Genomic DNA, 23597 nt, shown 5'->3' with positions numbered 1-23597 from the left:
GCGACCGTGCCGGGCGGTCACTGCGGGTGGTCCGGCACGTGCAGCCTGATGACCTCGAGCAGATGACGGCCGACGTCGTCGAGCGGGTCGGTCGACTGCGCCGCCACCGCGAGGATCACCGCGCCTTCGATCGCGGCGACGGTCAGGGTGGCCAGCGAGCGGGCGGTCTCCGGTTCGGCGCCGTCCGCGATGAGCCGCTCGGCCAGGATCTCCTGCCATTCCGCGACGGCCGCGCTGGCGGCCTGGGCGGCGGCGGGCGCCTCGGAGCGGCCGAGGATCGCGGCGACGATCGGGCAGCCCGCTTCCACATGCGTCGCGCCGAGCTGCGCCTTCCACTGATCGATGAACATCTGCACGGCCTGCGCCGCGTCAGCGCCGTCGGCTGCCCGGATCGCCGAGGCCAGCTCCTGTCCGGCCTGCCGAGTGGCTTCGGCGACGAGCTCGGCTTTGCCGCCGGGAAAGTTCAGATACAGGGTTCGGCGGGCGAGTCCGCTGTCCTCCAGCAGGGCAGCGAGGCCGGTTCCGGCCACTCCGCGCCGGCGCACCAATCCGGTGACGCTGGCGATCAGGGCGTCTCGTGCGGACATGTTCGGTACCTCTCGGTTCGGCAAGCTCGCCTTGAAGTATACCGATTGGTCTACTAGGCTTGCCCGTACTACCCCTAGGAGGCGGCCATGGCGATCATCGGTGCGGACAAGACGCTGCGGAAGTTTCGCAGAGAACGCCTGATCGGGCGTTATCTGCTCAATCCGGCGGTCAAGGGGCTGAGCAGGCTGGGTGTGCGCACCACCTTGGCCACCGAACTGGAGACCATCGGCCGCAAGACCGGCCAGCTGCGCCGGGTCCCTGTCTCGGCCCAGTTCGATACTGCCGGTGCGTGGGTGATCTGCCAGCATGGCAACCGTTCGGGATGGGGAAGCAATATCGCCGCCAACGCCGGCGTCCGCATCCGGCAGGGCGATCGGTGGCGCACCGGGGTGGCCGCATTCAGGCCCGACGACGACGTCGTCGCCCGTGCCCGCGGCTTCGGCCGGCTGGGGTCCAAGGTCGTCAAGGCGCTGGAAACGACCCCGGTGTCGGTTCGGATCGACTTCACCGACTGACAGCGTGACCGCCCCGCCTCCTGGCGGGAGGTCACCGGTGACCGTTGCGGTAGATTCACGCCATCGGCGATCTGCCTCCGGAAGGGTCCGACCGACCCGCCCCCAGCGGGCGGAAGCGTGGTCGACGGAGTGCTCCAACGCGGAGATATTCAGTTTGGGTGCCTCCCTTACACTGGATCCGTATCAAAAGAAGGGATCGACTGTGGATACCGCAGCTGGACGTAACGGCACGGGCAGCCACGCGCAGACCGGTACGGCCCGGGTCAAGCGCGGTATGGCGGAGATGCTCAAGGGCGGCGTCATCATGGACGTCGTCACCCCCGAGCAGGCGCGCATCGCCGAGGGCGCAGGCGCGGTGGCGGTGATGGCCCTCGAGCGCGTCCCCGCCGACATCCGCGCCCAGGGCGGCGTGGCCCGGATGAGCGACCCCGACCTGATCGAAGGCATCATCTCCGCGGTCACCATCCCGGTGATGGCCAAGGCCCGCATCGGGCACTTCGTGGAGGCGCAGATCCTGCAGAGCCTCGGCGTCGACTACGTCGACGAGTCTGAGGTGCTGACCCCGGCCGATTACACCCACCACATCGACAAGTGGAAGTTCACCGTGCCGTTCGTGTGCGGTGCGACCAACCTTGGCGAGGCGTTGCGCCGCATCACCGAAGGCGCGGCGATGATCCGCTCCAAGGGTGAGGCGGGTACCGGTGACGTGTCCAACGCCACCACCCACATGCGCACCATCGGCGGGGAGATCCGCCGGCTTACCTCGTTGTCCGAGGACGAGCTTTTCGTTGCGGCCAAGGACCTGCAGGCGCCCTATGACCTCGTGGTCGAAGTGGCGCGGGCCGGCAAGCTGCCGGTCACGCTGTTCACCGCCGGCGGTATCGCCACCCCCGCCGACGCGGCCATGATGATGCAGCTCGGCGCCGAGGGCGTGTTCGTCGGCTCGGGAATCTTCAAGTCGGGCAATCCCGCCGAGCGTGCCGCCGCCATCGTCAAGGCCACCACGTTCTACGACGACCCCGACGTCCTGGCGAAGGTGTCGCGTGGCCTCGGTGAGGCGATGGTCGGCATCAACGTAGAGGACATCGCGCAGCCCCACCGGCTCGCCGAACGCGGCTGGTAGGCGCTGCCTGGTGGCGATCGAAGAGATCCTCGATCTCGAGCAACTCGAGGTCAACATCTACCGCGGTGGTGTGTTCAGCCCCGAATCTGGTTTTCTGCAAAGGACTTTCGGCGGCCACGTGGCCGGCCAGTCACTGGTGTCGGCGGTGCGTACCGTGGAGCCGGAATTCCAGGTGCACTCGCTGCACGGGTACTTCCTGCGTCCCGGTGATGCCACCAAGCCCACCGTCTACATCGTCGAACGGCTGCGTGACGGAGGCTCATTCGTCACCCGCCGAGTCAACGCCGTGCAGCATGGGCAGACCATCTTCTCGATGTCGGCGTCGTTCCAGACCGACCAGAGCGGTATCGAACACCAGGACGCCATGCCGGCAGCCCCACCGCCCGACGACCTCCCCGGTTTCGTCTCCAAGGGTGGGGTGTTCGACGACGCCGGCTTCGCGCAGTTCGCCGAGTGGGATGTCCGCATCGTCCCGCGCGACCAGGTGATCACCGACCCCGGCAAGGTCTCCCAGCAGCAGGTCTGGTTCAAGCACAAGGATCCGCTGCCCGACGACCACGTCCTGCACATCTGCGCGCTGGCCTACATGAGCGATCTGACCCTGCTGGGGTCGGCGCAGGTACACCACGCCGAGGAACGCAAACACCTCAATGTCGCCTCGCTCGACCACGCGATGTGGTTCATGCGGCAGTTCCGTGCCGACGAGTGGCTGCTCTACGACCAGTCCTCGCCGTCGGCATGCGGCGGGCGGGCGCTGACCCACGGCCGGATCTTCAACCAGTACGGGGAGATGGTCGCCGCGGTCATGCAGGAGGGGCTGACCCGCTATCAGCGTGGATACCCCGCTGCACAATGACCGTCCGGATCGGTGTGCTGGCCCTGCAGGGTGATACGCGTGAGCATCTGGCCGCCTTGCGCGAAGCCGGTGCCGAGGCGTCCACGGTGCGCCGCCACGAGGAGCTCGACGCCGTCGACGGTTTGGTGATTCCCGGCGGCGAATCCACCACCATGAGCCATCTGCTGCGGGCCTTCGACCTGCTCGACCCCCTGCGCGGGCGACTCTCGGGCGGTATGCCCGCCTACGGCTCGTGTGCGGGAATGATCCTGCTGGCCAGTGAGATCCTCGACGCCGGCGAACCGGGCCGGGAGGCCGTCCCGCTCGGCGGTATCGATATGACGGTGCGGCGCAACGCCTTTGGCCGTCAGGTTGACTCCTTCGAAGGTGACATCGAGTTCGACGGGCTCGACGGTCCGGCGCATGCCGTGTTCATCCGGGCGCCGTGGGTGGAGCGGGTCGGTCCGGATGTGCAGGTCCTGGCGCGCGCCGACGACCATGTCGTCGCGGTGCGCCAGGGCGCGGTGCTGGCGACGGCGTTCCATCCCGAGATGACCGGCGACCGGCGAGTGCACAAGCTTTTCGTCGACATCGTCACCGGCCGGGCCTGACGCTTCCTGCGCTAATTCGTCAGTTGACGTTTACCCGGCGTCAATGTGGGCACACACGTTCTGCCGTGATGGGTGTCCATACTGGCTGGACAGAGGGCTCGGGGCAAAGGACGGAGGCGTGATGTTGTCACGAATCTTGTTCCGCCTGCACCTGCGGGAAGTGGGCCTGGACGCGCAACCGCCTCGGGGCGCCGTCGGCCACCGCTTCGTGTGGCGGCCGGCCTGGCAGTATCACTCGTCCGATCGTCCCACCGGCTGGTGGCGCGCGCTCTAGTCTTCAATAACCGGCAACACTAGCCGCGAGCCGGATCCCACGGTGTTGATACTGCTGGTTCCCACGCTGGCATGCCGGAAGTTCATGATCGCCGCAATGTCCGTGTCCTGGTCGTCACTGGTGAGAGTCAGCGCGATGCGATGGCCGGGCGCGAACCGTCTGGCGTTGGGCACCAGCGGAATCCGATACTCGACATCCTCGCCGATGGGCACCGCGACGGCCTGCCTGCAGGGCAGCACCGGTGCGCCCGGCCGGCTTGCCGCCTCGTCGACGTCGCGCAGGCTGGCGCGCAGCCACCCTGCGGTGACCGGCGTGCTGGAGCCGTCCGGGGCGACATCGGTCAGCGTGACGATCCACGCGGTGTCGGCGGCGGTGGCGCTGGCCAGGAGGCGCAGCTCGATGTCGCCGGCGACCTCAAGCGCATCGTCGAGGGGCTGGCTGGTCCAGGTCAGCGACGACGGGGGATCGATCTCACTTGCCTTGGCGCGGCCCAGCCCGCCGCCGAGAACCATGAAGTCTCTTGTACCAGGGGCATTTTCGTCGTCGTCGAGGGTGCCGTCGGCGCACAGGGCCAGTTCGCGGACCGTGCTTGCTGGCGGCCAGGATTCGCTCATGCGCCACTCGTCGGTGCCGGGCAGGACGTAACGAACCGCCGGGCCGTCGAGGATCGCGGTGTCGCGGCCTTTGAGCCAATGGTCGTACCAGGCCAGCGCTTCGATGTGCAGGCTTTCCCAGGGCCAGGTCAGGCCGTACTCGCCGAGCATCCCGATGCACACGCAGGGGCTGTTGGTCAGCCTGGCGTAGCTGGTGAACGTCGAGGGCAGGTGCAGCGGCACGTTCTGCCAGTCGCAGCCCAAATAGGCTGGGATGTCGACCTTTTCGAGCAGTGGCAGCAGGTTGCGTTCGTCCCACCAGGCGTCGCGGGTGGGGTGCTTGACCGTCGCTTCGAGCCACAGCTCGTCCCAGGGGTGGGGGTCGTGCGGCAGTTTGAGCAGCCCGCGCATCATCGTCACGGCCGCCTCGCCGTTCATCGTCGCGAACTTGCGGTGCAGCCGCGGGGTATTGAGGACCCAGCGTGCCGCTCCCAGCGGTCGGCTGCGCCAGAACGTGTCGCTGCGCGCGGCGGTGAGTCCGAGCATCGACATGAACGGTGTCACGAACGACGCGCTGGACAGGCCGTGGTGCATCGCGGCGTCGTACAGGTCCGCGGTGACGGCCACCGGGAAGATGGCCTTGAGGTGGGGCGGGCGTTCGACAGCGGCCTCCAGCTGGGTCATCGCGAAATAGCTGATGCCGATCATCCCGACATTGCCATCACACCACGGCTGGGCGGCCACCCATTCCACGAGGTCGTACATGTCGCGGCGTTCCTGGGCGTCGAAGAAACCAAACGTGCCGCCGGACCCGCCCGTACCGCGCAGGTTGGCGATGACGTGCACGTATCCGCGTGGCACCCAGAAGTCGGTGGCGCCCGCCTCGATGAATCCGGCCGGCGCGCCGAGGTCCTGGATCTGCCGGGGATACGGGGAGGCCGCGATGAGCGCGGGGAAGCGCGCCCCTTCAGCTGCTGGGCCGTCGGGGCGGTGTACATCGGCCAGCAGGGTGATGCCGTCACGCATCAGGACGGCGACGTTGATATCGGTAGTCATGCCATGGTCGGGCGTGCTGAGGTTGCGGTATTCCCGGCCGGTGGTCTGCGGGCCGTTGAGCCGGCGCTGTCCGGGCTCGGTTCCGGAAACGGTGGACATATCGGCTCCTGTTTCACGCTTCGTTGAGACAGTCTCATCGTATGGTGAAACTAGTTTCAACGCAACGTGAATCTCCGGGTATCCTTGGCCGGTGGCCAAGACTGTTTCCCCTGGTCCGCGAGACGAACGCGGTGTCCTCTCGGCGCGCATCCTGACCGCCGCCAGAGAATCCTTCGCCGAACACGGCTCGGCGGGGACCACCATCAGGGCCGTGGCCCGCGCCGCCGACGTCGACCCCGCGCTGGTCTACCACTACTTCGGTTCCAAAGAAGGCCTGCTCGACGCCGCTACCGCGCCGCCGCCGCGCTGGCTGGAGAAGGTGGCCGCGGCCTGGGGCACCCCCCGCGGTCAGCTGGCCGCCCAGCTGCTGCGCACCGTGATGAGCAGCTGGGAGGACGACGAGATCGGGCCGACACTGCGGGCGGTGGTGCTCACGGCGGCCCACGAACCCACCACCCGCGACAAGCTGCGGACGATCGTCGAGCGCAGCCTGATCGGAGAATCGACGCTCGGCGATGATGAAGGCGAGCGGCTCAGACGAAGCGCCCTGATCTCCAGCCAGCTGATGGGATTCGCTCTCGTGCGTTATGTGTGGAAGATCGAACCGCTGGCCTCGATGACCGAAAATCAGGTGCTAGCCGCGATGGTTCCAGTGGTGCAGCACTACATCGACGCAGACCTGGGGGCGTGAGTGGCCCTTCGTCCGGGCTAATGGATAGTACCCTAACTATTAGGGTACTATCTTTCTTGTGACGATATCCCCGGTGGATCCGCTGGCGCTCGAACAGCAGGTCTGTTTCGCACTGGCGGTGACCAACCGCGCCGTCCTGGCCGTGTACCGCCCGATCCTGGAACCACTGGGCCTGACCCACCCGCAGTATCTGGTCATGCTGGCGTTGTGGGATCACGACCGTGATTCAGCTGCGGCAGGCGATCTTTCGGTCAAGGGGATCGCCTCGGCATTGCAGATGGAATCCGCCACGCTGTCGCCGATGCTCAAACGGCTCGAGGCGATGGGACTGATTCGGCGACATCGCAGCACCGTCGACGAACGTGCCACGGCAATAACGTTGACCGACGAGGGGCGAGCCCTGCGACAGCGTGCGTTGGCTGTTCCGGCGGCGGTCGTGGACCGGCTGGGTGTGGAACTCCCCGAATTGGAGAACCTGCGCGACGTGCTGCACCGGATCAATGCGGTGGCCCTCGCAGCCGGCGCGCTTCCCGGGGTGTGAAGAGCCGACCAGATGGGTGCTGACAGGTCGGTTGACGACAAATTCGACGGTTCCGCCCACAGCGCCGGGCGGACGGAGACGGACGAGCAATGTTGATGAGCGGCAAGTCATTTCATCGGCCCGACCCACTGCGGTGGTTGTGGTACGCCTACGGTGGCACGCTCGGCCCCCGCTATCAGCAGTGGGTGCTGCACGACCTCACCGCACGTAGCCGCTGGTGGCGGCAGGTCGCGCGGACTTTGACGACCCTGCTGCCCTTCGCGGTCTGCGGCATCCTATTGACCAGGCCCGTCTGGATTGCGGCGACAGCGGTCCTGGGTGGTGCTTGCATCGCGTTGATCTACGGCGCGGCCTACATCGACCAGAGCGCCGAACACCGACTCCGCAAGCACGGCTTGCCGCCGGGCACGCTGCAGCGCGTTCTGGCTGAACGGGACCAGGTGGCCGAAGCCGGACGGCGCCGCAGTTACGACGCCAGGTATCGCTGACCGCTTGGGTTTCCTGCTGTCGCGACTGGCCGTACGGACCGCGACTCGCGTCCTGGGCGCATCGAGGATGTCGATGTGTGCGGGCCAGTAGACTCGTCTGGTTACGAGGCTTCGGCGCTGACTGCAGAAGGAAGAGGAAGTACCACCATGAGCGGCCATTCCAAATGGGCCACGACCAAGCATCAGAAGGCCGTCAAAGATGCGCGCCGCGGCAAGGAGTTCGCCCGGCTGATCAAGAACATTGAGGTCGCGGCCCGCACCGGCGGTGGTGACCCGGCCGGCAACCCGACGCTGTACGACGCCATCCAGAAGGCCAAGAAGACGTCGGTGCCCAACGACAACATCGAGCGGGCCCGCAAGCGTGGCGCCGGTGAGGAAGCCGGCGGCGCCGACTGGCAGACCATCATGTACGAGGGCTACGGGCCCAACGGTGTCGCGGTGCTCATCGAGTGCCTGACCGACAACCGCAACCGGGCCGCCGGTGAGGTCCGCGTGGCGATGACCCGCAACGGCGGAAACATGGCCGACCCCGGCTCGGTGTCCTACCTGTTCTCCCGCAAGGGTGTGGTCACGCTGGAGAAGAACGGCCTGACCGAGGACGACATCCTGCTGGCCGTCTTGGAGGCCGGCGCCGAAGAGGTCAACGACCTCGGCGACAGCTTCGAGATCATCTCCGAGCCCACCGATCTGGTCGCGGTGCGCACCGCGCTGCAGGACGCCGGTATCGACTATGACTCGGCGGAGGCCAGTTTCCAGCCGTCGGTCACCGTGCCCGTCGACCTCGACGGCGCCCGCAAGGTGCTCAAGCTCGTCGACGCGCTCGAAGACAGTGACGATGTCCAGGACGTCTACACCAACATCGACATCCCCGACGACGTCGCGGCGCAGCTCGACGAGGACTGACGACGATGCGCTGCGAGGTACGAGCGGCGAGGAGGAGTCGGTCCATGGGGGAGTACTGACATGCCCGCGGTTCGCGACGCCACCAATACCAGGTGGACGGTGCGCCGCGTGTGGTGGCCGTTCGGTACCTGGCTTCTGGAACTGCCGGAGTGGGGCGGGCTGTTCGCACTCGGCATGCTGCTGACCCTTCCTCTGGTGGTGGTCTGGCCGTTCTGGTTGCTCGCCCGATTCCTCGGCGTCCCGTGGACGATCGTGGTCAAGCGGCAAGGTGACGAGCTGCGCCGGGAAAAAGTCAAGGGTTGGAAGGCTTCCGGCGAGCGGATCGCCGAGATCATGGCCGAGGCGCGCGGGCACGGCAGCCCCGAAGCGGAGTCTGGTGCCGTCATCTACTGACTCGAGACGCTCCGAGCGTGTGCTGCTCGGCAGTGTGTCCGCCACGATGGGCCTGCAGTTCCTCGGGGCCACCGCCATCCTGCCGATCCTGCCGCTGTTCCTAGTCCACCAACAGGTCTCGGTCGGCACCGTCGGCATCGTCATGGGCGCCTACTTCGCGGCGGCTGTCGTGGCGCAGTACCCCAGCGGGTGGGCCACCGACCGATGGGGCCACCGACCGGTCATCGTCGCCGGCCTCCTGATGTATGCCGTCGCCAGTGCGGCTTTCGTCCTCGTCGAGGCGGGCTCAGCCTATGCGGTGCTGCGCGGACTGCAGGGCTTTGGATCAGGGGCGGTGCGAGTGGCGGCGTTGAGCATGGTTGGTCGCTGCATCCCCGCCCAACGCCGCGGGGTGGGATACGCCTGGCTGTACTCCAGCGAACTGGCGGGGATGGCCATCGGACCGGTGGTGGGCAGCCTGGTTCCCGAACGCCACGTCGGCGCGATGTTCATCGGAACCGCGGTGTGCTCGGTGCTCGCCTGCCTGCCGATGCTGTTCATCGCACTGCCCGATGTCGAAAGCCCCTCGGAGCCAACCGATTCGGTGTCGGTGCGCGACCTGCTGCGCAGACGGGGGCTGCAGGGCGCGATGCTGGCCGGGCTGGCCGGCGGACTGTGCGCTGGGGTGTACGAGGCATGTTGGTCGCTGCTGCTGCAGAGCAAGGGCGCCACGAACTTTCAGATCGGGCTGTCGTTCGCCGCCTACGCCGTGCCGTTCATCGTCGTCGCGCCGTTCTCGGGCCGGCTTGTGGACCGTTACGACCAACGTCGCCTCGCACTGGCCGCCCTCGCGATGTCGGCGGCGTTCCTGGCCACCTATCCGTTCCTGTCCAGCACGGTTGCACTGATGGCACTGGGGGCTTTCGAAGCCGCCGGATTCACCGTCGCCTATCCGGCTGCCCTGTCCCTGCTGTCCCGTAACGTGCCGGCCGGTGCGGCGGGGCGCGCGCAGTCGTTGTTCGGGGTGGCCGAGATGTCGGCCATCGCGATCGGCGCCGGCGCCGCCGGAGCGATGTTCGCCTACGCGGTCTGGCTGCCGTTCGTCGTCACCTCCGGTGCCGTGCTGATCACCCTGCTGTGCGCGGCCCTGATCTGGCGCTCGGTGCCCGGCCGCTCGGGCGGCACCTCCGATCCTGCGCTGACCGCGATGGCCCTGGAACGCTGACCCGGTGGGTATGTCGCTACGCGATGCTGTCGCTCGCAGCGGTTAAGGTATCGAACAGCTGTTCGTAGGCGAAAGGCGATCCGTGCGGGTGATGGGAGTCGACCCAGGGTTGACGCGCTGCGGTCTGTCGGTGATCGAGGGCAGCGGCGGGCGTCAGGTGACCGCACTGGATGTCGACGTGGTGCGTACCCCGGCCGATCAGCCGCTGCAGAAGCGGCTGCTCACCATCAGCGACACCGTCGAGCACTGGCTCGACACCCACGTGCCCGAGGTGCTGGCCATCGAGCGGGTGTTCGCCAACCAGAACGCCAACACCGCGATGGGCACCGCCCAGGCCGCCGGGGTGATCGCCCTGGCCGCTGCGCGCCGCGACATCGACGTCCACTTCCATACCCCCAGTGAGGTCAAGGCCGCCGTCACCGGCAACGGCCGCGCCGACAAGGCACAGGTGACCGCGATGGTCACCCGGATCCTGCAGCTGCAACAGAAACCCACACCGGCTGATGCCGCCGACGCGCTCGCCCTGGCGATCTGCCACTGCTGGCGGGCCCCGATGATCGCGCGGATGGCCAAGGCCGAGGCGATGGCCGCCGAGCAGAAGCGGGCGTACGTCGCGCGGCTGAAGGCGGCGAGATGATCGCCTCGGTGCGCGGCGAGGTCCTCGACATCGCCCTCGACCACGTCGTCATCGAGGCCGCCGGGGTGGGCTACAAGGTGATGGCCACCCCGTCGACGCTGGCGACCCTGCGCCGGGGCAGCGAAGCCCGGCTGATCACCGCGATGATCGTGCGCGAGGACTCCCAGACGCTCTACGGGTTCGCCGACGCCGATGCCCGCGACCTGTTCTCGACGTTGCTCGGTGTCTCCGGCGTGGGCCCCAAGATCGCCCTGGCCACGCTGGCGGTCTACGACGCGACCGCGTTGCGCCAGGCGCTGGCCGACGGTGACGTCACCGCGCTGACCCGGGTGCCCGGCATCGGCAAGCGTGGTGCCGAGCGCATGGTGCTCGAGCTGCGCGACAAGATCGGCTCGCTGCCCAGTTCGGCCGGGGTGGCCACGGTCTCCGGGCATGCGGTGCGCGGACCCGTCGTGGAAGCCCTTGTCGGACTTGGCTTTGCGATCAAGCAAGCCGAGGAAGCCTGCGACAAGGTCCTGGCCGCTGACCCCGATGCCAACACGTCCAGCGCGCTGCGCGCTGCTCTGTCATTGCTGGGCAAGACCAAATGAGCAGGTTCGAGGGCGACACCGAGGACGACGACCCCGACCGGGACGTCTCGCCGATGCTCAGCGTCGGCGAGGGCGATATCGACGCCAGCCTGCGGCCGCGGTCGCTGCGAGAGTTCATCGGGCAGGCGCGGGTGCGCGAACAGCTGCAGCTGGTCCTCGAGGGCGCCAAGAACCGCGGCGGCACACCGGATCACATCCTGCTGTCCGGTCCGCCCGGTCTGGGCAAGACGTCACTGGCGATGATCATCGCCGGCGAGCTGGGCTCGTCGCTTCGTGTCACCTCCGGGCCTGCGCTGGAGCGCGCCGGTGACCTGGCAGCGATGCTGTCCAACCTCGTCGAGCACGACGTGTTGTTCATCGACGAGATCCACCGCATCGCGCGGCCCGCCGAGGAGATGCTGTACCTGGCGATGGAGGACTTCCGCGTCGACGTGGTGGTGGGCAAAGGCCCCGGCGCCACGTCGATTCCCTTGGAGGTGGCCCCGTTCACCCTCGTCGGTGCGACTACAAGGTCCGGGGCGCTGACCGGCCCGCTGCGGGACCGCTTCGGATTCACCGCGCACATGGACTTCTACGAGCCCCCGGAACTCGAACGCGTGCTGGGCCGTTCGGCAGGAATCCTCGGCATCGAACTCGGTGCGGAAGCCGGCGCCGAGATCGCCCGCCGGTCGCGGGGGACCCCGCGGATTGCCAACCGGCTGTTGCGCCGCGTGCGTGACTACGCCGAGGTACGTGCCGACGGGATCATCACCCGCGACATCGCCAAGGCTGCTCTGGCGGTCTACGACGTCGACGAACTAGGCCTGGACCGCCTCGACCGGGCGGTGCTCTCCGCGCTGACCAAGAGCTTCGGCGGCGGCCCGGTGGGGGTCTCGACACTGGCGGTCGCCGTCGGGGAGGAGGCCACCACCGTCGAGGAGGTGTGCGAGCCGTTCCTGGTGCGCGCGGGCATGATCGCGCGAACTCCGCGCGGCCGCGTCGCCACGCCACTAGCGTGGACCCACCTCGGAATGGTGCCGCCGCCGCGTGCCAGCGGGCTCGGGCCGTCCGGATTGTTCGAGTGAACTTCGACGAACGGAACGCCATATGACCGCCGCCGCCCTGGTATTCGCCGCGCTCGCCGCGCTGCTGCACGTCTACATCTTCGTCATGGAATCGCTGACCTGGACCTCACCGCGCACCCGAAAGGTGTTCGGCACCACGCCCGAGGAAGCCGAGACGACCAAGCTGCTGGCATTCAACCAGGGCTTCTACAACCTGTTCCTGGCGATCGTGACCGCCGTCGGTATCGTGGCAATCGTGTTGGGCCACAACGCTGTCGGCGCTGCGCTGGTGTTCGCCGGCGTCGGCTCCATGCTGGCCGCGGCGGTCGTACTGCTGGCAGTCTCGCCCGACAAGGCGCGAGCCGCGATCACGCAGGGCGTTTTCCCGCTGATCGCCGTGGGCCTGCTGGCGATCGCGGTGCTGTAGGTCAACCTTCAGTCGATCAGGCGGCTCGGCGACGGCCGATGCCGCGTCTGGTTGCCGCCGGCCCGCTTCGCCTCGTACATCGCCGTATCGGCTTCGTCCACCAGATGCTCGATAACCCGCTGCTGCGCACCCCGGCCGATATCGGCGAGTGCCATCGAGGCCATCCCGAGGCTGGCGGTGACCCCGCCAGGCGCCGACGCGACGGCCTGGCGCAGCCGTTCGGCGCGAGCCGCGGCGTCACTGGGTGCCGCCAGCTCCGCGATCAGGAATTCTTCGCCGCCCACCCGCGCCACCACGGAATTCATGGCGCTGAAGCGCCGCAGATTGTCGGCGACCGCGATCAGCACCGCGTCGCCGAAGCCGTGGCCGTGCCGGTCGTTGATCTGTTTGAACCCGTCCAGGTCGACAAGGGTGACGGTGAGACACGACGACGCAGAGTCGCCTGCGGTGTCGATCAGCTGGACCGTGGAGCGGTAGTAGCCGCGCCGGTTCCGCAGCCCGGTCAGCGGATCGGTGTGCGACATCAGCGCATCCACCGTCAGTAGGTGCACCAGCACCTGAGCGGCGAACGGCACGGCGACCACCGCGATCGCCACCGCCACGAAATGCCCTGCTGCCAAGGCGATATCACCGGCGGCGGCGATCCGGGCAGCCGCCAACGCCGTCGTCAGGCCCGCGTTGATCAGGGTGGCCGTCAACAGCCGGCTGGAGTGGAACAACGCCACATACCCGGCAAGAGGAGCGAATGTGGTGCAGGCCAGCAGCCCGGTGATGGGGCTTCCGGCGATCAGGCAACCGAGGGTCACACACGCATTGCCGCCGAGGGCGAACGCGGCTGACTGGCGTTGGGTCGGCCAGCACACGAGCCACATGATGCCCCCGGTCACGCACAGCAGCGACATCGTGATCGCTCCGATGGTGCCCACCCGCCCCTGTGGCCCTGACGGGCTCCACAGCATCAGAATCGGCACGACCGCGAAGAACGCGGCGGTCGAGCCAGCCATCGTCCGGGTGAATCCCTGCAGCTGCCGCGACGCGAGGAACTCCGAGAACCAGTTGTACTGATCGGGCTGGGCCCACCATTGCCGAAGCGACGCCATCACGCCGTCGTCCCTGTGCATCTGCTCCCCGCGCCGGCCCACGCCCCCCAAGATCTGACGATCCTACTGCTTGCAAAGAAACGCCACCAGGGTCGTGGATCGCGCCGACCGCGACCCTGGTGGCGAGTTCGCAAAATGGATTACAACAGCCCGAGCAGAGAAAGGTCCGTCGCGTACTTGACGACGACATCGGACGACACATGCGGGATGTCCTTGTCCGCGCCGATCTTCGCCTCCTGGACCGCCGTCCGGAACAGGTCGGTGGGCGCGATGGATCCGCGCAGGGGGCGCTCGGGTCGCCGGTAGTTGTGCAGCAGCGGCAGTAGCGAATAGTGCCGCTGCCGTTCGGGCAGGCCCCGCATCGCGGTCTCGAACCGCTGCAGCCACTGGTCGTAGTCGGCGATCCGCTGGATCGGGTATCCGGCGTCGATCAACCAGTCGACGAACTCGTCGAGCCCGATACCGTCGTCGTAGGGGTTCATCACGTGATAGGTCTCGAAGCCGTCGGTGACCTGGGCGCCCAGTGTGGAGATGGCCTCGGCCACGAATTCGACCGGCAACCCGTCATAGTGCGCGCGTTGCCGGTTTCCCGCCGCGTCCAGTTCGTAGAACGACGCCGGGGCCACTCCGGTGGCGACCAGGCTCAACATCATCCGGGTGAACATGTCGGGCAGGTTGAGCTGGCCGGCATAGCTGGTATCGGCCAGGATCATGTCGCAGCGGAACACCGAGACCGGCAGGCCCGCCAGGTCGTGGGCTTCCCGCAGCAGTACCTCACCGGCCCACTTGCTGTTGCCGTAGCCGTTGGCATAGGAGTCGTCGACCGCCCGTGTTGCGCTGATCGTGCGGATGTCGGCGTCTTCGACGAAGCGGCCCGGGGTGATGCCGGCACCGACTCCGATCGTCGAGACGTAGACGTAGGGCTTGATGCGTGTCGCCAGTGCGATGCGGATCAGCTCCGCAGTGCCTAACACGTTGGGGGCGAACAACTCCCGGTAGGGCAGCACATGGTTGACCAGTGCGGCCGGGTCGACGATCAGGTCGACGGTGTCGGCGAGCCGCTGCCAGGTGGGCGCATCGAGTCCGAGGTTGTGCTCACCCTTGTCGCCGGCGAGGACCTCGAGATGCTCGGCGGCCAGCTGCCGGTAGTGCGCGAGAAGTCCCGCGTCGCCGCTGTCGAAGGTGGCGTCCAGGCGGGCGCGGGCATCCTCGTCGGAGCGGGCGCGCACCAGGCAGATGACCTTGCCCCCGACCAGGCTCATCCGCTCGAGCCACTCGATGGCGAGGTAGCGGCCCAGGAAGCCCGTCGCTCCGGTGAGCAGGACGGTGCGGATCTCACGGCGCGGGCCGGGCAGCGTAGCGGCCGCGGCGAGTGATTCGGCGTCGATGAACCGTTGCAGCGTCAGGTCTTTGGCGTGAACCTCGGTGGCGTCGGCGCCGTGCACCGCGGCGAAGGTCGGCCGCGTGCTGGCTGAGGCACGCTCGGCCTCGACGTAGGCGGCGATGGACCGCAGGTCGCTGGCCGGGCTGACGATCACCCCGACTGGCACTTCGACACCGAAGATCTCGTTGAGGAGGTTAGCAAAACTCAACGCGGACAACGAGTCTCCGCCGAGATCGGTGAAATGTGCCCCGGTGTCGAGATCGGCAGCGGGTGTGCCCAGCAGCGCGCCTGCCGCACGGATGAGCGTCGCCAGCACCGGTGCGTCGGCGGCGCTGCCGCGGATGGCCCGCAGTTCGTCGTCCTGAGCCCGGGCCAGATCGGTATAGAGCTGTTCGAGGGTAGGGCCGTAGCGCTCCTTCAGTCGCGGCCAGGCCAGCTTACGGATGCCGGTCAGCAGACCGTTCTCCACGGTGAACGGCGTTGTCTCGAGGAGAATGTCGCGAGGGATCTCATAGGACTGCAGGCCCGCTGTCTGCGCCACGGTCTGCAGTGACTCGGTGATCGCCGACTTGAGTTCGGCCTCATCGTGGCCGGTTCGGGCTTCGTCGGTAGGCACCACCACGGCGAGCAGGTAGGGCCGGGAACTGTTGGCGTACAGGTAGATCTGGGACACCAGTTGGCTCGCGGTGAACACGGCCTCCAGCTTGGACACCGTGACGAACTCGCCCTGGGACAGCTTGAGCACGTTGTTGCGCCGGTCGACATAACGGACCTGGTCGGGTCCGATGGCGGCGACGATATCGCCGGTGCGGTAGAAGCCGTCGGCGTCGAACACCTCGGCGGTGACGTCGGGCCGGCGGTAATATCCCGCGAACAGTTGCTCGGACTTGACCAGCAGCTCGCCGCGCGGATGGGGCAGATCAGTGCCGAAGTAGCCGAGTTCGGGGACGTCGACGAGTTTGTAGTCGGTCACCGGCGGGCGCCGGATCAGCCCGTCGACGAACACGGCACCGGCCTCAGTGGAGCCGTATCCCTCGACCAGGTGCATGTCCAGGAACCGCTCCACCCAGGCTTTGAGTTCGGGTGCGATCGGCGCCGACCCGCTCATCGCTGTGACAAACCGGCCGCCGAGCAGGCTCTGCCGCCTCTCGGCGAGCACGCTGTCCTCATCGATGTCAGTGCGGCGGTCGACCTCACGCTGCACCTCCTGGTGGATCATGTCCCAGACGCGGGGGACCAGGCTGAGCTGAGTGGGGCGGACCAGCGCGAGGTCCTCGAGGAATGTCGAGAGGTCGGGCCGGGCGGCGAAATACACAGTGCCGCCGGTGCTCAGCGCACCGTAGAGGGCGCCACGGCCCATCACGTGGCTCATCGGCATGAAGCTGAGCACGATTGCCGGGAAGCTGCCGTGCTGCTCGTCCCAGTGCTGCGCGGCCGCGCTCCACATGTCGGCGACCTTGCTGGCGGGGTACATGGCGCCCTTGGGGGCACCCGTGCTGCCCGAGGTGTAGACCAGCAGCGCCAGGGGGTCCTCGTCGACGCTGGCGGGAGTATGCTCCGCGAGCGCAGTGCCGCGGTCGATCTCCTGCGCCAGTGTCGTGACTTTCACACCGGTGCCCTCCAGTGTGGTGACCGCGGTGTCGAGGGCTTCCCGGTGGTCGTCGTCGTCGGCATGAAAATCGAAGACCACCAAGCGTTTCAGCGCCGGTCCGGTCAATACGAGCTGGGTGGCGTCATCGAGATAGTCCGCGCCGACGGCGATCAGGGTGGGCTCGGTCTCGGCGACGATCGGCGTGAGCTGAGACGCTGCCGCGCTGGTCTGCAGCGGCACGGCGACGGCGCCGAGTTGGGTGAGGGCGAGGTCGACCACCGTGTAGTCCACGCTGGTGAACCCGAGGATCGCGACCCGGTCGCGGGGATGCACCGCGGTGCCTGCCCAGGCTCGGGTGATGGCCTCGACGCGATCCCATACCTGCGCGTAGGTGAGGGTGTCGAATGCCGGTTCGGTCACCCGGGTACGGCGCCCGGTGTCAGGGTCGAGGTGCAGTCGGGAGACGCGCTGGCCCACGGCGGGCCGATCGGCGTAGCCGTCGAATACGGTCTTGATCATCGCGGGCAGTGGCAGCCCCGCGGCGGCCTGGCTGACCAGGGGGAGAGGCTGGGCGGCGGCGAACTGCGGATCGGTGGCGTAGAGGTCGGTGATTCGGCGGGTGAAACGGTCTTCGCGGGTATCGAGCGGCATGACGAATCTCCAAGCAAGTCAAGAATCAGGAATCGTGGGCGCCACGCTGCGCCCGACGGGAATGACGTTAGAGAAGCTAACGATATTCCCGTTCGCGGCTGTGACGCTGCTGCTCGTCGCTGTGAATCTGCTGTCAGTGGTGGGGTACGTGAAGCCGCGAACAGGCGCAAAATCGCACAAACCCGACTGGTGGAGTGCGATTTTGCGCCTGTTCGCACCAACTAACCCGTGTAGGCCATCACGTGCTTGATGCGGGTGTAGTCCTCGAGGCCGTACATCGACAGGTCCTTGCCGTGCCCGGAGGACTTGTATCCGCCGTGCGGCATCTCGGCGACCAGCGGGATGTGGGTGTTGATCCACACGCAGCCGAAGTCCAGTGCAGCGGAGACCCGCAGCGCGCGTGAGACGTCCTTGGTCCACACCGAGGACGCGAGCCCGTATTCGACGCCGTTGGCCCAGCTGATGGCCTCGTCCTCGTCGGCGAAGGACTGCACGGTGATCACCGGCCCGAAGATCTCTTCCTGGATGTGACGGTCACCCTGCCGCAGTCCGCCGATGACCGTCGGTTCGATGTAGAAACCCTTGTCGCCCTGGCGGTTTCCGCCCGCCGCGACGGTGGCGTGCGACGGCACGTCGGAGAGGAACCCGAGCACCCGCTCGAGCTGGTTCGGGTTGTTGACCGGCGGCACCCAGGCGTCCTCGTCGTCGGCGGCCCGGCCGAATGTGGTGGTCGCACTCTTGGCCTGCTCGGCCAGCGCTGCGGTGAGCTCCTCGGCGATCCCGGCGCGGGCTAGCACCCGGGTGGCCGCGGTGCAGTCCTGGCCGGCGTTGAAATATCCGGCGACGGCGATACCTTCTGCGGCGGCGCCGATGTCGGCATCGTCGAAGACGATGACCGGCGCCTTGCCGCCGAGTTCGAGGTGGGTGCGCTTGAGGTGGCCGCCGGCGCTGACGGCCACAGCGCGCCCGGCGGCGACCGAACCGGTGATCGATACCATCTGCGGGGTCGGATGAGCCACCACCGCGGCGCCGGTGACGCGGTCGCCGCAGACGACATTGAGCACCCCGGGCGGGAAGTGCTTGGCGGCGATCTCGGCCAGCATCACCGTGGACACCGGAGTGGTGTCACTGGGCTTGAGCACCACAGTGTTTCCCGCGGCGATGGCCGGGCAGAACTTCCAGATGGCCATCATCATCGGGTAGTTCCACGGCGCTACCTGACCGATCACCCCGACCGGCTCGCGGCGGATCCAGGAGGTGTGGTTCTCCAGATACTCACCGGCGGACTTGCCTTCCAGAATCCGCGCCGCACCGGCGAAGAACCGGATCTGGTCGAGCATCGGCGGGATCTCTTCGGCCAGTGTCACGTGGTTCGGCTTGCCGGTGTTACGTCCCTCGGCCGCAACCAGATCGGCCGCGGACCTCTCGACGTCGTCGGCGAAGCCCAGCAGCGCCTTCTGTCGATGCGACGGGGTGGTGCGCTTCCAGTCGGCGAACGCAGTCGACGCCGCGGCATACGCGTTGTCGATGTCCTGCTCGTTGGAAATCGGTGCGGTGCCGTACTTCTCACCTGTCGACGGGTCGACGATCGGCATGGTGCCGCCGCTGACGGACTCGACGAGTTCGCCGTTGATGAAGTTCTTGACGGTCGTCACCGGGACTCCCTAGATGTCGGCGAGGATGCCGGCCAGGACGTCGAGGCCTTCGGTCAGCAGTTCGTCGCTGATGGTCAGCGGCGGCAGGAAACGCAGGATGTTGCCGAATGTGCCGCAGGTGAGTACCAGTACGCCCTGCGAATGCGCTTTGGCGGCAAGGGTTTTGGTCAGTTCGGGATCCGGCTCGGAGGTGCCGGACTTGACCAGCTCCACGGCGATCATCGCGCCGCGGCCGCGGACGTCGCCGATGCGGTCGTCGTCGGCCTGGATCCGGCCGAGCTTGTCCTTCATCACCTTCTCGATGTGCTTGGCGCGGTCGAGTAGCCCGTCGAGTTCGATGGTCTCGATGGTGGCCAGCGCCGCGGCGCACGCCACCGGGTTGCCGCCGTAGGTGCCGCCCAGACCGCTGATGTGCGGGGCGTCCATGATCTCGGCGCGCCCGGTCACCGCCGCCAGCGGCAGACCGTCGGCGATGCCCTTGGCGGTGACGATCAGGTCGGGCTCGATGCCCTCGTCCTCGCAGGCGAACATCGCACCGGTGCGGGCGAACCCGGACTGCACCTCGTCGGCGATGAACACCACGTCGTTGTCCGAGCACCACGCGCGCAGCGTCGGCAGGAAGCCCGGTGCGGGAACGATGAAGCCGCCCTCGCCCTGGATCGGCTCGATGATGATCGCCGCCAGATTGGCCGCACCGATCTGCTTGTCGATCACCGTGAGTGCCCGCTCGGCGGCGAGCTCGCCGTCGGTGGCCCACTCCTTGTCGATCAGGCCGTCGCGGTAGGGATAGGACATCGGCGCGCGGTACACCTCGGGCGCGAACGGGCCAAAACCGCTCTTGTAGGGCATCGACTTGGCGGTCAGTGCCATCGTGAGGTTGGTGCGGCCGTGGTAGGCGTGGTCGAAGGCCACCACCGCCGTCTTGCGGGTGTAGGCGCGGGCCACCTTGATGGCGTTCTCCACCGCCTCGGCCCCGGAGTTGAACAGTGCTGAACGCTTCGCGTAAGAGCCGGGGGTCAGGCGGTTGAGGTGCTCGGCGACCGCGACGTACTCCTCGTACGGCGTCACCATGAAACATGTGTGGGTGAAGTCGGCGACCTGGGCGCGCACCGCGTCGATCACCCGCGGCGAGGAGTTGCCGATGGTGGTCACCGCGATGCCCGAGCCGAGGTCGATCAGCCGGTTGCCGTCGACGTCCTCGATGATCCCGCCGCCCGCCCGCGCGGCGAACACCGGCATGGTGACGCCGACACCACGCGACACCGCGGCCACGCGGCGCTTGGACAGTTCGATCGACACGGGGCCGGGGATCTCGGTGACGAGTTTGCGGCTCTGCTCGAGGGTGGTCACAGCTGTTCTCCTAGGCGGTGCGGCGCTGGACGAAGCGGGCGATCAGAGCCTATCGGTGCGGGCGCGCACTGCAACTGAAAACCCGGTTCGAGGACGCAGGATGAAATGGATTACGTCGTTCTGAGACCCATTATCAACGTAATCGGTGGCGTCATGTCGGTAAGGGGGGTCCGTCGACCCGGTCGACGGTGGTGAACGACTCGACCGGGCCGCGGCGCAACCGCGTGGGCTGGTGAACGGGGTGCCCGAGGGCGATCACGGCGGCCAGCGCCAGCGGCCCCTGGGCGCCCAGCAGTTGCTTCACCTCGTCTTCCCGCTGGATGAGCATCGTGGTCAGGACACCGCCGAGGCCTTCGGCCCGCGCGGCCAGCAGCAGATTCCAGGCGAACGGGTACACCGAGGCACCGCCGGCGAACGTATAGCGATCCAGGTCGCGGTCCACCGCGGCCAGCTGGGAAAGGTCGGCGAACAACGCGATCAGTACCGGAACGGTGTCGAGGTGGGCAGCGAAACCCTGCACCGGGCCGACCGGTCCGGCAGCGGCCAGCGCGGCGCGCTCGGCACCGGGGTCATTGACTGGTGACCACGGCCGCAGCCCGGCCGCGCTCATCGCCAGGTAATCGGTCCAGCCCGGCAAGTACAGATCCCGCAGCCGCGACCGGACCGCGGGATCCTTGACGACCACCACCCGCCAGGCCTGCGCGTTGCCGCCACTGGGCGCGAATCGGGCGGTGTCGAGGATGCGTGCCAGCACCGCGTCCTCGACTGGTTCGTCGGTGAATTCCCGCACCGTCCCGGTGCTGCGAAGCGTCTCGATCAGGTCCATCCGACCATCTTCTCCGGCCGGCGGGCCGGGGCGAAGCGACCTGGGGATCAACACCGTGACGGTCACAGCCGCCACCGCCAATGGCAGACTGGTCAGCTATGAGGCCCGTGGCCCATCGGTCCCGGAGCATTACCCCCGCACCCGATATGAAAGTGCTGTCATGGATCTAGTCGTCTTTTTGCCCCTGATCATCATCATGGGCGCGTTCATGTGGTTCGCGTCCCGGCGCCAGCGCAAGGCCATGCAGGCCACCATCGATCTGCACGAGTCCCTGCGTGTCGGCGACCGCGTGCACACCACCTCCGGCCTGCAGGCCACCATCACCGGCATCACCGATGACAATGTCGACCTCGAGATCGCTCCCGGCGTGGTGACCACCTGGATGAAGCTGGCGATCCGGGACCGCGTCGAGCCCGAGGTGCCCGAGGTCGAGGATTCGGAGTCTGGAGCTGCCGAAATAACCGAAAGCGACGCGGACCGCCTGACCAAAGACTGAACGCCAGGCTCGGCACGTACCCTCTAGCGAGAACCGACGGCGGATCTCGCAGGTACCTTGCGGAGCGGATCGCGGCACACACCTAGGAGAGACAACAACGTGGCATCGTCTTCGGCGCCGGTGCATCCGTACCGCTACCTGACGCTGTTCCTGGTCCTGCTCATCGGGGTCTACCTGCTCGTCTTCCTCACCGGTGACAAGCATGCGGCACCCAAACTGGGCATTGACCTGCAGGGCGGTACGCGCGTCACGCTGACGGCGCGTACCCCGGACGGCTCCAAGCCCACCCGCGATGCCCTCAACCAGGCTCAGCAGATCATCAGTGCCCGTGTGAACGGTCTCGGCGTGTCGGGGTCCGAGGTAGTGATCGACGGCGACAACCTGGTCATCACCGTTCCCGGCAACGACGGCAACGAGGCCCGCAACCTGGGCCAGACCGCGCGACTGTTCATCCGCCCGGTGATCGGGCAGCCGATCCCGGTCGAGGCCATCAAGGCCCAGGCCAACGGTCAACGTCCCGGAGCCGGCGCGCCGCCGCCCGGTGCACCGCCGGCCGGCGCCCCTGCGCCCGGTGCCCCCGCACCCGGTGCCGCCCCGGACGCCCCACCGCCAGCAGCTCCTGCTCCGGCCCCGGACTCGGGCACCGCCCCCGCGCCGCAGCCGCGTCCTTTCCCGCTCGAGCCGACGCCGGAGCCCACCCCTGCGCCCGGCCAGCCCGCCGCGCCGGCACCTCCGGGCGCCGCACCCGCCGCTCCGGCTCCGGGTCAGCCTGCCCCGCCCGCACCGCCGGGCCCGCCGGATCCGCGTAAGGACCTCGCGGCGCGGATCAAGTTCGAGAAGGAACTGCGGCAGAGCACCAACCAGAACCTGCTGTTGCTGGCCGTGCAGTACATGGCCGGCCGCTGCGACCAGGAAGACGTGCTCGCCGGAAACGACGACCCGAACCTGCCGCTGGTGACGTGCTCGGAAGACCACAAATACGTCTACGTGCTGGACAAGTCGATCATCAGCGGCGACCAGATCAAGAACGCCACCTCCGGCCTGGACAACCAGAGCGGCGCCTACGTCGTCGACGTGGAGTTCAAGGAGCAGGCCGCCACCACCTGGGCCGACTTCACCGCCGCCAACATCGGCACCCAGACCGCGTTCACGCTCGACTCGCAGGTCGTCAGCGCACCGCAGATCCGGGAAGCCATCCCGGGCGGGCGCACCCAGATCAGCGGTGGCAACCCGCCGTTCACGGCCGACACCGCCAAGCAGCTGGCCAACGTCCTCAAGTACGGGTCGCTGCCGCTGTCGTTCGAGTCGTCGGAAGCCGAAACCGTCTCGGCGACACTGGGATTGGCGTCGCTGCGGGCCGGCTTGATCGCCGGTGCGATCGGGCTGGCGCTGGTGCTGGTGTACTCGCTGCTGTACTACCGGGTGCTGGGTGTACTGACGGCGCTGTCGCTGGTGGCCTCCGGCGCCATGGTGTTCGGCATCCTGGTGCTGCTCGGCAGATACATCAACTACACACTCGACCTGGCCGGTATCGCCGGTCTGATCATCGGTATCGGTACGACGGCCGACTCGTTCGTGGTGCTCTTCGAACGCATCAAAGACGAGATCCGGGAAGGGCGTTCGTTCCGCTCGGCCGTGCCACGAGGCTGGGCACGCGCCCGCAAGACGATCCTATCCGGCAACGCGGTGACCTTCCTCGCCGCCGCGGTGCTCTACTTCCTGGCGGTCGGCCAGGTGAAGGGCTTCGCGTTCACCCTCGGCCTGACGACGATCCTCGACGTGGTCGTGGTGTTCCTGGTGACCTGGCCGCTGATCTACCTGGCCTCCAAGTCGCCGACGATGGCGAAACCGGCATTCAACGGTCTCGGGGCGGTGCAGCAGATCGCCCGGGAACGTCGCGCTGCCGCTTCTGTGACGGAACGGGGGTAAGCAC

24 protein-coding genes are annotated in these 23597 nt (G+C 67.7%); 17 read left to right on the top strand and 7 right to left on the bottom strand.

Annotated features, from left to right (window positions below; translation table 11 throughout):
* Window positions 1-17: 17 nt before the first annotated feature.
* Complete coding sequence (locus HBE64_RS13855) at window positions 18-587, bottom strand: TetR/AcrR family transcriptional regulator (protein WP_167103033.1); 570 nt, start codon at window positions 585-587, stop codon at window positions 18-20.
* 87 nt (window positions 588-674) lie between these two features.
* Here HBE64_RS13855 and HBE64_RS13850 point away from each other — a divergent pair, with 87 nt between their 5' ends.
* The 5 genes from HBE64_RS13850 (at window position 675) to HBE64_RS13830 (ending at window position 3946) form a co-directional block, all read left to right on the top strand.
* A complete protein-coding gene (locus HBE64_RS13850) occupies window positions 675-1103 on the top strand; it encodes a nitroreductase family deazaflavin-dependent oxidoreductase (protein WP_167103031.1) in 429 nt (142 codons plus the stop codon).
* A gap of 274 nt (window positions 1104-1377) precedes the next feature.
* Window positions 1378-2226 carry a pyridoxal 5'-phosphate synthase lyase subunit PdxS gene (gene pdxS / locus HBE64_RS13845; RefSeq protein WP_243841653.1) on the top strand — a complete coding sequence of 283 codons (849 nt, stop codon included), beginning with the start codon at window positions 1378-1380 and terminating at the stop codon, window positions 2224-2226.
* Window positions 2227-2236: 10 nt separating this feature from the next.
* On the top strand, window positions 2237-3082 hold the full coding sequence (tesB, locus tag HBE64_RS13840; protein ID WP_167103027.1) for an acyl-CoA thioesterase II: 846 nt from the start codon (window positions 2237-2239) through the stop codon (window positions 3080-3082).
* Window positions 3079-3672: a pyridoxal 5'-phosphate synthase glutaminase subunit PdxT gene (gene pdxT / locus HBE64_RS13835; protein ID WP_167103025.1), complete on the top strand. Its 594-nt coding sequence runs from the start codon at window positions 3079-3081 to the stop codon at window positions 3670-3672. Before tesB ends, pdxT begins: the two co-directional genes overlap by 4 nt.
* A 121-nt stretch (window positions 3673-3793) precedes the next feature.
* On the top strand, window positions 3794-3946 hold the full coding sequence (locus tag HBE64_RS13830) for a hypothetical protein (RefSeq protein ID WP_167103023.1): 153 nt from the start codon (window positions 3794-3796) through the stop codon (window positions 3944-3946).
* Here the strand turns inward: HBE64_RS13830 and HBE64_RS13825 are convergent.
* Complete coding sequence (locus HBE64_RS13825) at window positions 3943-5694, bottom strand: CocE/NonD family hydrolase (RefSeq protein ID WP_167103021.1); 1752 nt, start codon at window positions 5692-5694, stop codon at window positions 3943-3945. The two genes, HBE64_RS13830 and HBE64_RS13825, sit on opposite strands and share 4 nt — an antisense overlap.
* A 91-nt stretch (window positions 5695-5785) precedes the next feature.
* Here HBE64_RS13825 and HBE64_RS13820 point away from each other — a divergent pair, with 91 nt between their 5' ends.
* The 10 genes from HBE64_RS13820 to HBE64_RS13775 all read left to right on the top strand — a co-directional run bounded on the left by HBE64_RS13820 (window position 5786) and on the right by HBE64_RS13775 (window position 12611).
* On the top strand, window positions 5786-6385 hold the full coding sequence (locus HBE64_RS13820; RefSeq protein WP_167103018.1) for a TetR family transcriptional regulator: 600 nt from the start codon (window positions 5786-5788) through the stop codon (window positions 6383-6385).
* Window positions 6386-6443: 58 nt separating this feature from the next.
* On the top strand, window positions 6444-6926 hold the full coding sequence (locus HBE64_RS13815) for a MarR family winged helix-turn-helix transcriptional regulator (protein WP_371743986.1): 483 nt from the start codon (window positions 6444-6446) through the stop codon (window positions 6924-6926).
* A gap of 95 nt (window positions 6927-7021) precedes the next feature.
* Window positions 7022-7414 (top strand): DUF5313 family protein, encoded by a 393-nt coding sequence (locus HBE64_RS13810; protein ID WP_167103014.1) that lies wholly within the window; start codon window positions 7022-7024, stop codon window positions 7412-7414.
* Between the two features lie 147 nt (window positions 7415-7561).
* Entirely contained in the window at window positions 7562-8317 is a 756-nt protein-coding gene (locus HBE64_RS13805) for a YebC/PmpR family DNA-binding transcriptional regulator (protein ID WP_167103011.1), read from the top strand.
* A gap of 60 nt (window positions 8318-8377) precedes the next feature.
* The gene (locus tag HBE64_RS13800) at window positions 8378-8710 is read left to right on the top strand and encodes a hypothetical protein (RefSeq protein WP_167103008.1); all 333 of its coding nucleotides are present in this window, start codon (window positions 8378-8380) and stop codon (window positions 8708-8710) included.
* Between the two features lie 19 nt (window positions 8711-8729).
* Entirely contained in the window at window positions 8730-9914 is a 1185-nt protein-coding gene (locus HBE64_RS13795) for an MFS transporter (protein ID WP_167103005.1), read from the top strand.
* A gap of 82 nt (window positions 9915-9996) precedes the next feature.
* Window positions 9997-10551, top strand: a complete 555-nt coding sequence (gene ruvC / locus HBE64_RS13790; protein WP_167103002.1) for a crossover junction endodeoxyribonuclease RuvC — start codon at window positions 9997-9999, stop codon at window positions 10549-10551.
* Complete coding sequence (gene ruvA / locus HBE64_RS13785; protein ID WP_167102999.1) at window positions 10548-11141, top strand: Holliday junction branch migration protein RuvA; 594 nt, start codon at window positions 10548-10550, stop codon at window positions 11139-11141. The genes ruvC and ruvA overlap by 4 nt, the downstream gene beginning before the upstream one ends.
* Window positions 11138-12205 carry a Holliday junction branch migration DNA helicase RuvB gene (ruvB, locus tag HBE64_RS13780; protein WP_167102996.1) on the top strand — a complete coding sequence of 356 codons (1068 nt, stop codon included), beginning with the start codon at window positions 11138-11140 and terminating at the stop codon, window positions 12203-12205. Before ruvA ends, ruvB begins: the two co-directional genes overlap by 4 nt.
* Before the next feature lie 22 nt (window positions 12206-12227).
* Entirely contained in the window at window positions 12228-12611 is a 384-nt protein-coding gene (locus HBE64_RS13775; RefSeq protein ID WP_167102993.1) for a DUF1304 domain-containing protein, read from the top strand.
* Between the two features lie 8 nt (window positions 12612-12619).
* Here HBE64_RS13775 and HBE64_RS13770 read toward each other — a convergent pair whose 3' ends face one another.
* The 5 genes from HBE64_RS13770 to HBE64_RS13750 all read right to left on the bottom strand — a co-directional run bounded on the left by HBE64_RS13770 (window position 12620) and on the right by HBE64_RS13750 (window position 21168).
* Window positions 12620-13732: a GGDEF domain-containing protein gene (locus tag HBE64_RS13770; RefSeq protein WP_243841318.1), complete on the bottom strand. Its 1113-nt coding sequence runs from the start codon at window positions 13730-13732 to the stop codon at window positions 12620-12622.
* Window positions 13733-13851: 119 nt separating this feature from the next.
* Window positions 13852-17337 (bottom strand): carboxylic acid reductase, encoded by a 3486-nt coding sequence (gene car, locus HBE64_RS13765; protein WP_167102990.1) that lies wholly within the window; start codon window positions 17335-17337, stop codon window positions 13852-13854.
* A gap of 221 nt (window positions 17338-17558) precedes the next feature.
* On the bottom strand, window positions 17559-18992 hold the full coding sequence (locus HBE64_RS13760) for a gamma-aminobutyraldehyde dehydrogenase (protein ID WP_167102987.1): 1434 nt from the start codon (window positions 18990-18992) through the stop codon (window positions 17559-17561).
* Window positions 18993-19001: 9 nt separating this feature from the next.
* Window positions 19002-20342, bottom strand: coding sequence for a 4-aminobutyrate--2-oxoglutarate transaminase (gene gabT / locus HBE64_RS13755; protein WP_167102984.1), 1341 nt, complete (start codon window positions 20340-20342; stop codon window positions 19002-19004).
* A 151-nt stretch (window positions 20343-20493) separates the two neighbouring features.
* Complete coding sequence (locus HBE64_RS13750) at window positions 20494-21168, bottom strand: nitroreductase family protein (RefSeq protein WP_167102981.1); 675 nt, start codon at window positions 21166-21168, stop codon at window positions 20494-20496.
* A 160-nt stretch (window positions 21169-21328) separates the two neighbouring features.
* On the opposite strand from HBE64_RS13750, the gene yajC reads away from it, so the two are divergent.
* Both yajC and secD read left to right on the top strand, forming a co-directional pair.
* A complete protein-coding gene (gene yajC / locus HBE64_RS13745; RefSeq protein WP_167102978.1) occupies window positions 21329-21664 on the top strand; it encodes a preprotein translocase subunit YajC in 336 nt (111 codons plus the stop codon).
* Between the two features lie 99 nt (window positions 21665-21763).
* Window positions 21764-23593: a protein translocase subunit SecD gene (gene secD, locus HBE64_RS13740; protein ID WP_167102975.1), complete on the top strand. Its 1830-nt coding sequence runs from the start codon at window positions 21764-21766 to the stop codon at window positions 23591-23593.
* The last annotated feature ends 4 nt before the right edge of the window (window positions 23594-23597 follow it).

It is taken from the genome of Mycobacterium sp. DL592, assembly GCF_011694515.1.
In the GTDB taxonomy this organism is placed as follows: Bacteria; Actinomycetota; Actinomycetes; order Mycobacteriales; family Mycobacteriaceae; genus Mycobacterium.
Note: the sequence above shows the minus strand (reverse complement) of the source record. Positions and strands in the feature narration are given on the sequence as shown.

Bases quoted from the DNA above. Each gene is read 5' to 3' on its own strand.
- HBE64_RS13855 (WP_167103033.1), bottom strand. From the start codon at position 587: ATGTCCGCACGAGACGCCCTGATCGCCAGCGTCACCGGATTGGTGCGC.
- HBE64_RS13850 (WP_167103031.1), top strand. From the start codon at position 675: ATGGCGATCATCGGTGCGGACAAGACGCTGCGGAAGTTTCGCAGAGAA.
- pdxS (WP_243841653.1), top strand. From the start codon at position 1,378: ATGGCGGAGATGCTCAAGGGCGGCGTCATCATGGACGTCGTCACCCCC.
- pdxT (WP_167103025.1), top strand. From the start codon at position 3,079: ATGACCGTCCGGATCGGTGTGCTGGCCCTGCAGGGTGATACGCGTGAG.
- HBE64_RS13830 (WP_167103023.1), top strand. From the start codon at position 3,794: ATGTTGTCACGAATCTTGTTCCGCCTGCACCTGCGGGAAGTGGGCCTG.
- HBE64_RS13825 (WP_167103021.1), bottom strand. From the start codon at position 5,694: ATGTCCACCGTTTCCGGAACCGAGCCCGGACAGCGCCGGCTCAACGGC.
- HBE64_RS13810 (WP_167103014.1), top strand. From the start codon at position 7,022: ATGAGCGGCAAGTCATTTCATCGGCCCGACCCACTGCGGTGGTTGTGG.
- HBE64_RS13805 (WP_167103011.1), top strand. From the start codon at position 7,562: ATGAGCGGCCATTCCAAATGGGCCACGACCAAGCATCAGAAGGCCGTC.
- HBE64_RS13800 (WP_167103008.1), top strand. From the start codon at position 8,378: ATGCCCGCGGTTCGCGACGCCACCAATACCAGGTGGACGGTGCGCCGC.
- ruvA (WP_167102999.1), top strand. From the start codon at position 10,548: ATGATCGCCTCGGTGCGCGGCGAGGTCCTCGACATCGCCCTCGACCAC.
- ruvB (WP_167102996.1), top strand. From the start codon at position 11,138: ATGAGCAGGTTCGAGGGCGACACCGAGGACGACGACCCCGACCGGGAC.
- HBE64_RS13775 (WP_167102993.1), top strand. From the start codon at position 12,228: ATGACCGCCGCCGCCCTGGTATTCGCCGCGCTCGCCGCGCTGCTGCAC.
- HBE64_RS13770 (WP_243841318.1), bottom strand. From the start codon at position 13,732: ATGCACAGGGACGACGGCGTGATGGCGTCGCTTCGGCAATGGTGGGCC.
- car (WP_167102990.1), bottom strand. From the start codon at position 17,337: ATGCCGCTCGATACCCGCGAAGACCGTTTCACCCGCCGAATCACCGAC.
- HBE64_RS13750 (WP_167102981.1), bottom strand. From the start codon at position 21,168: ATGGACCTGATCGAGACGCTTCGCAGCACCGGGACGGTGCGGGAATTC.
- yajC (WP_167102978.1), top strand. From the start codon at position 21,329: ATGGATCTAGTCGTCTTTTTGCCCCTGATCATCATCATGGGCGCGTTC.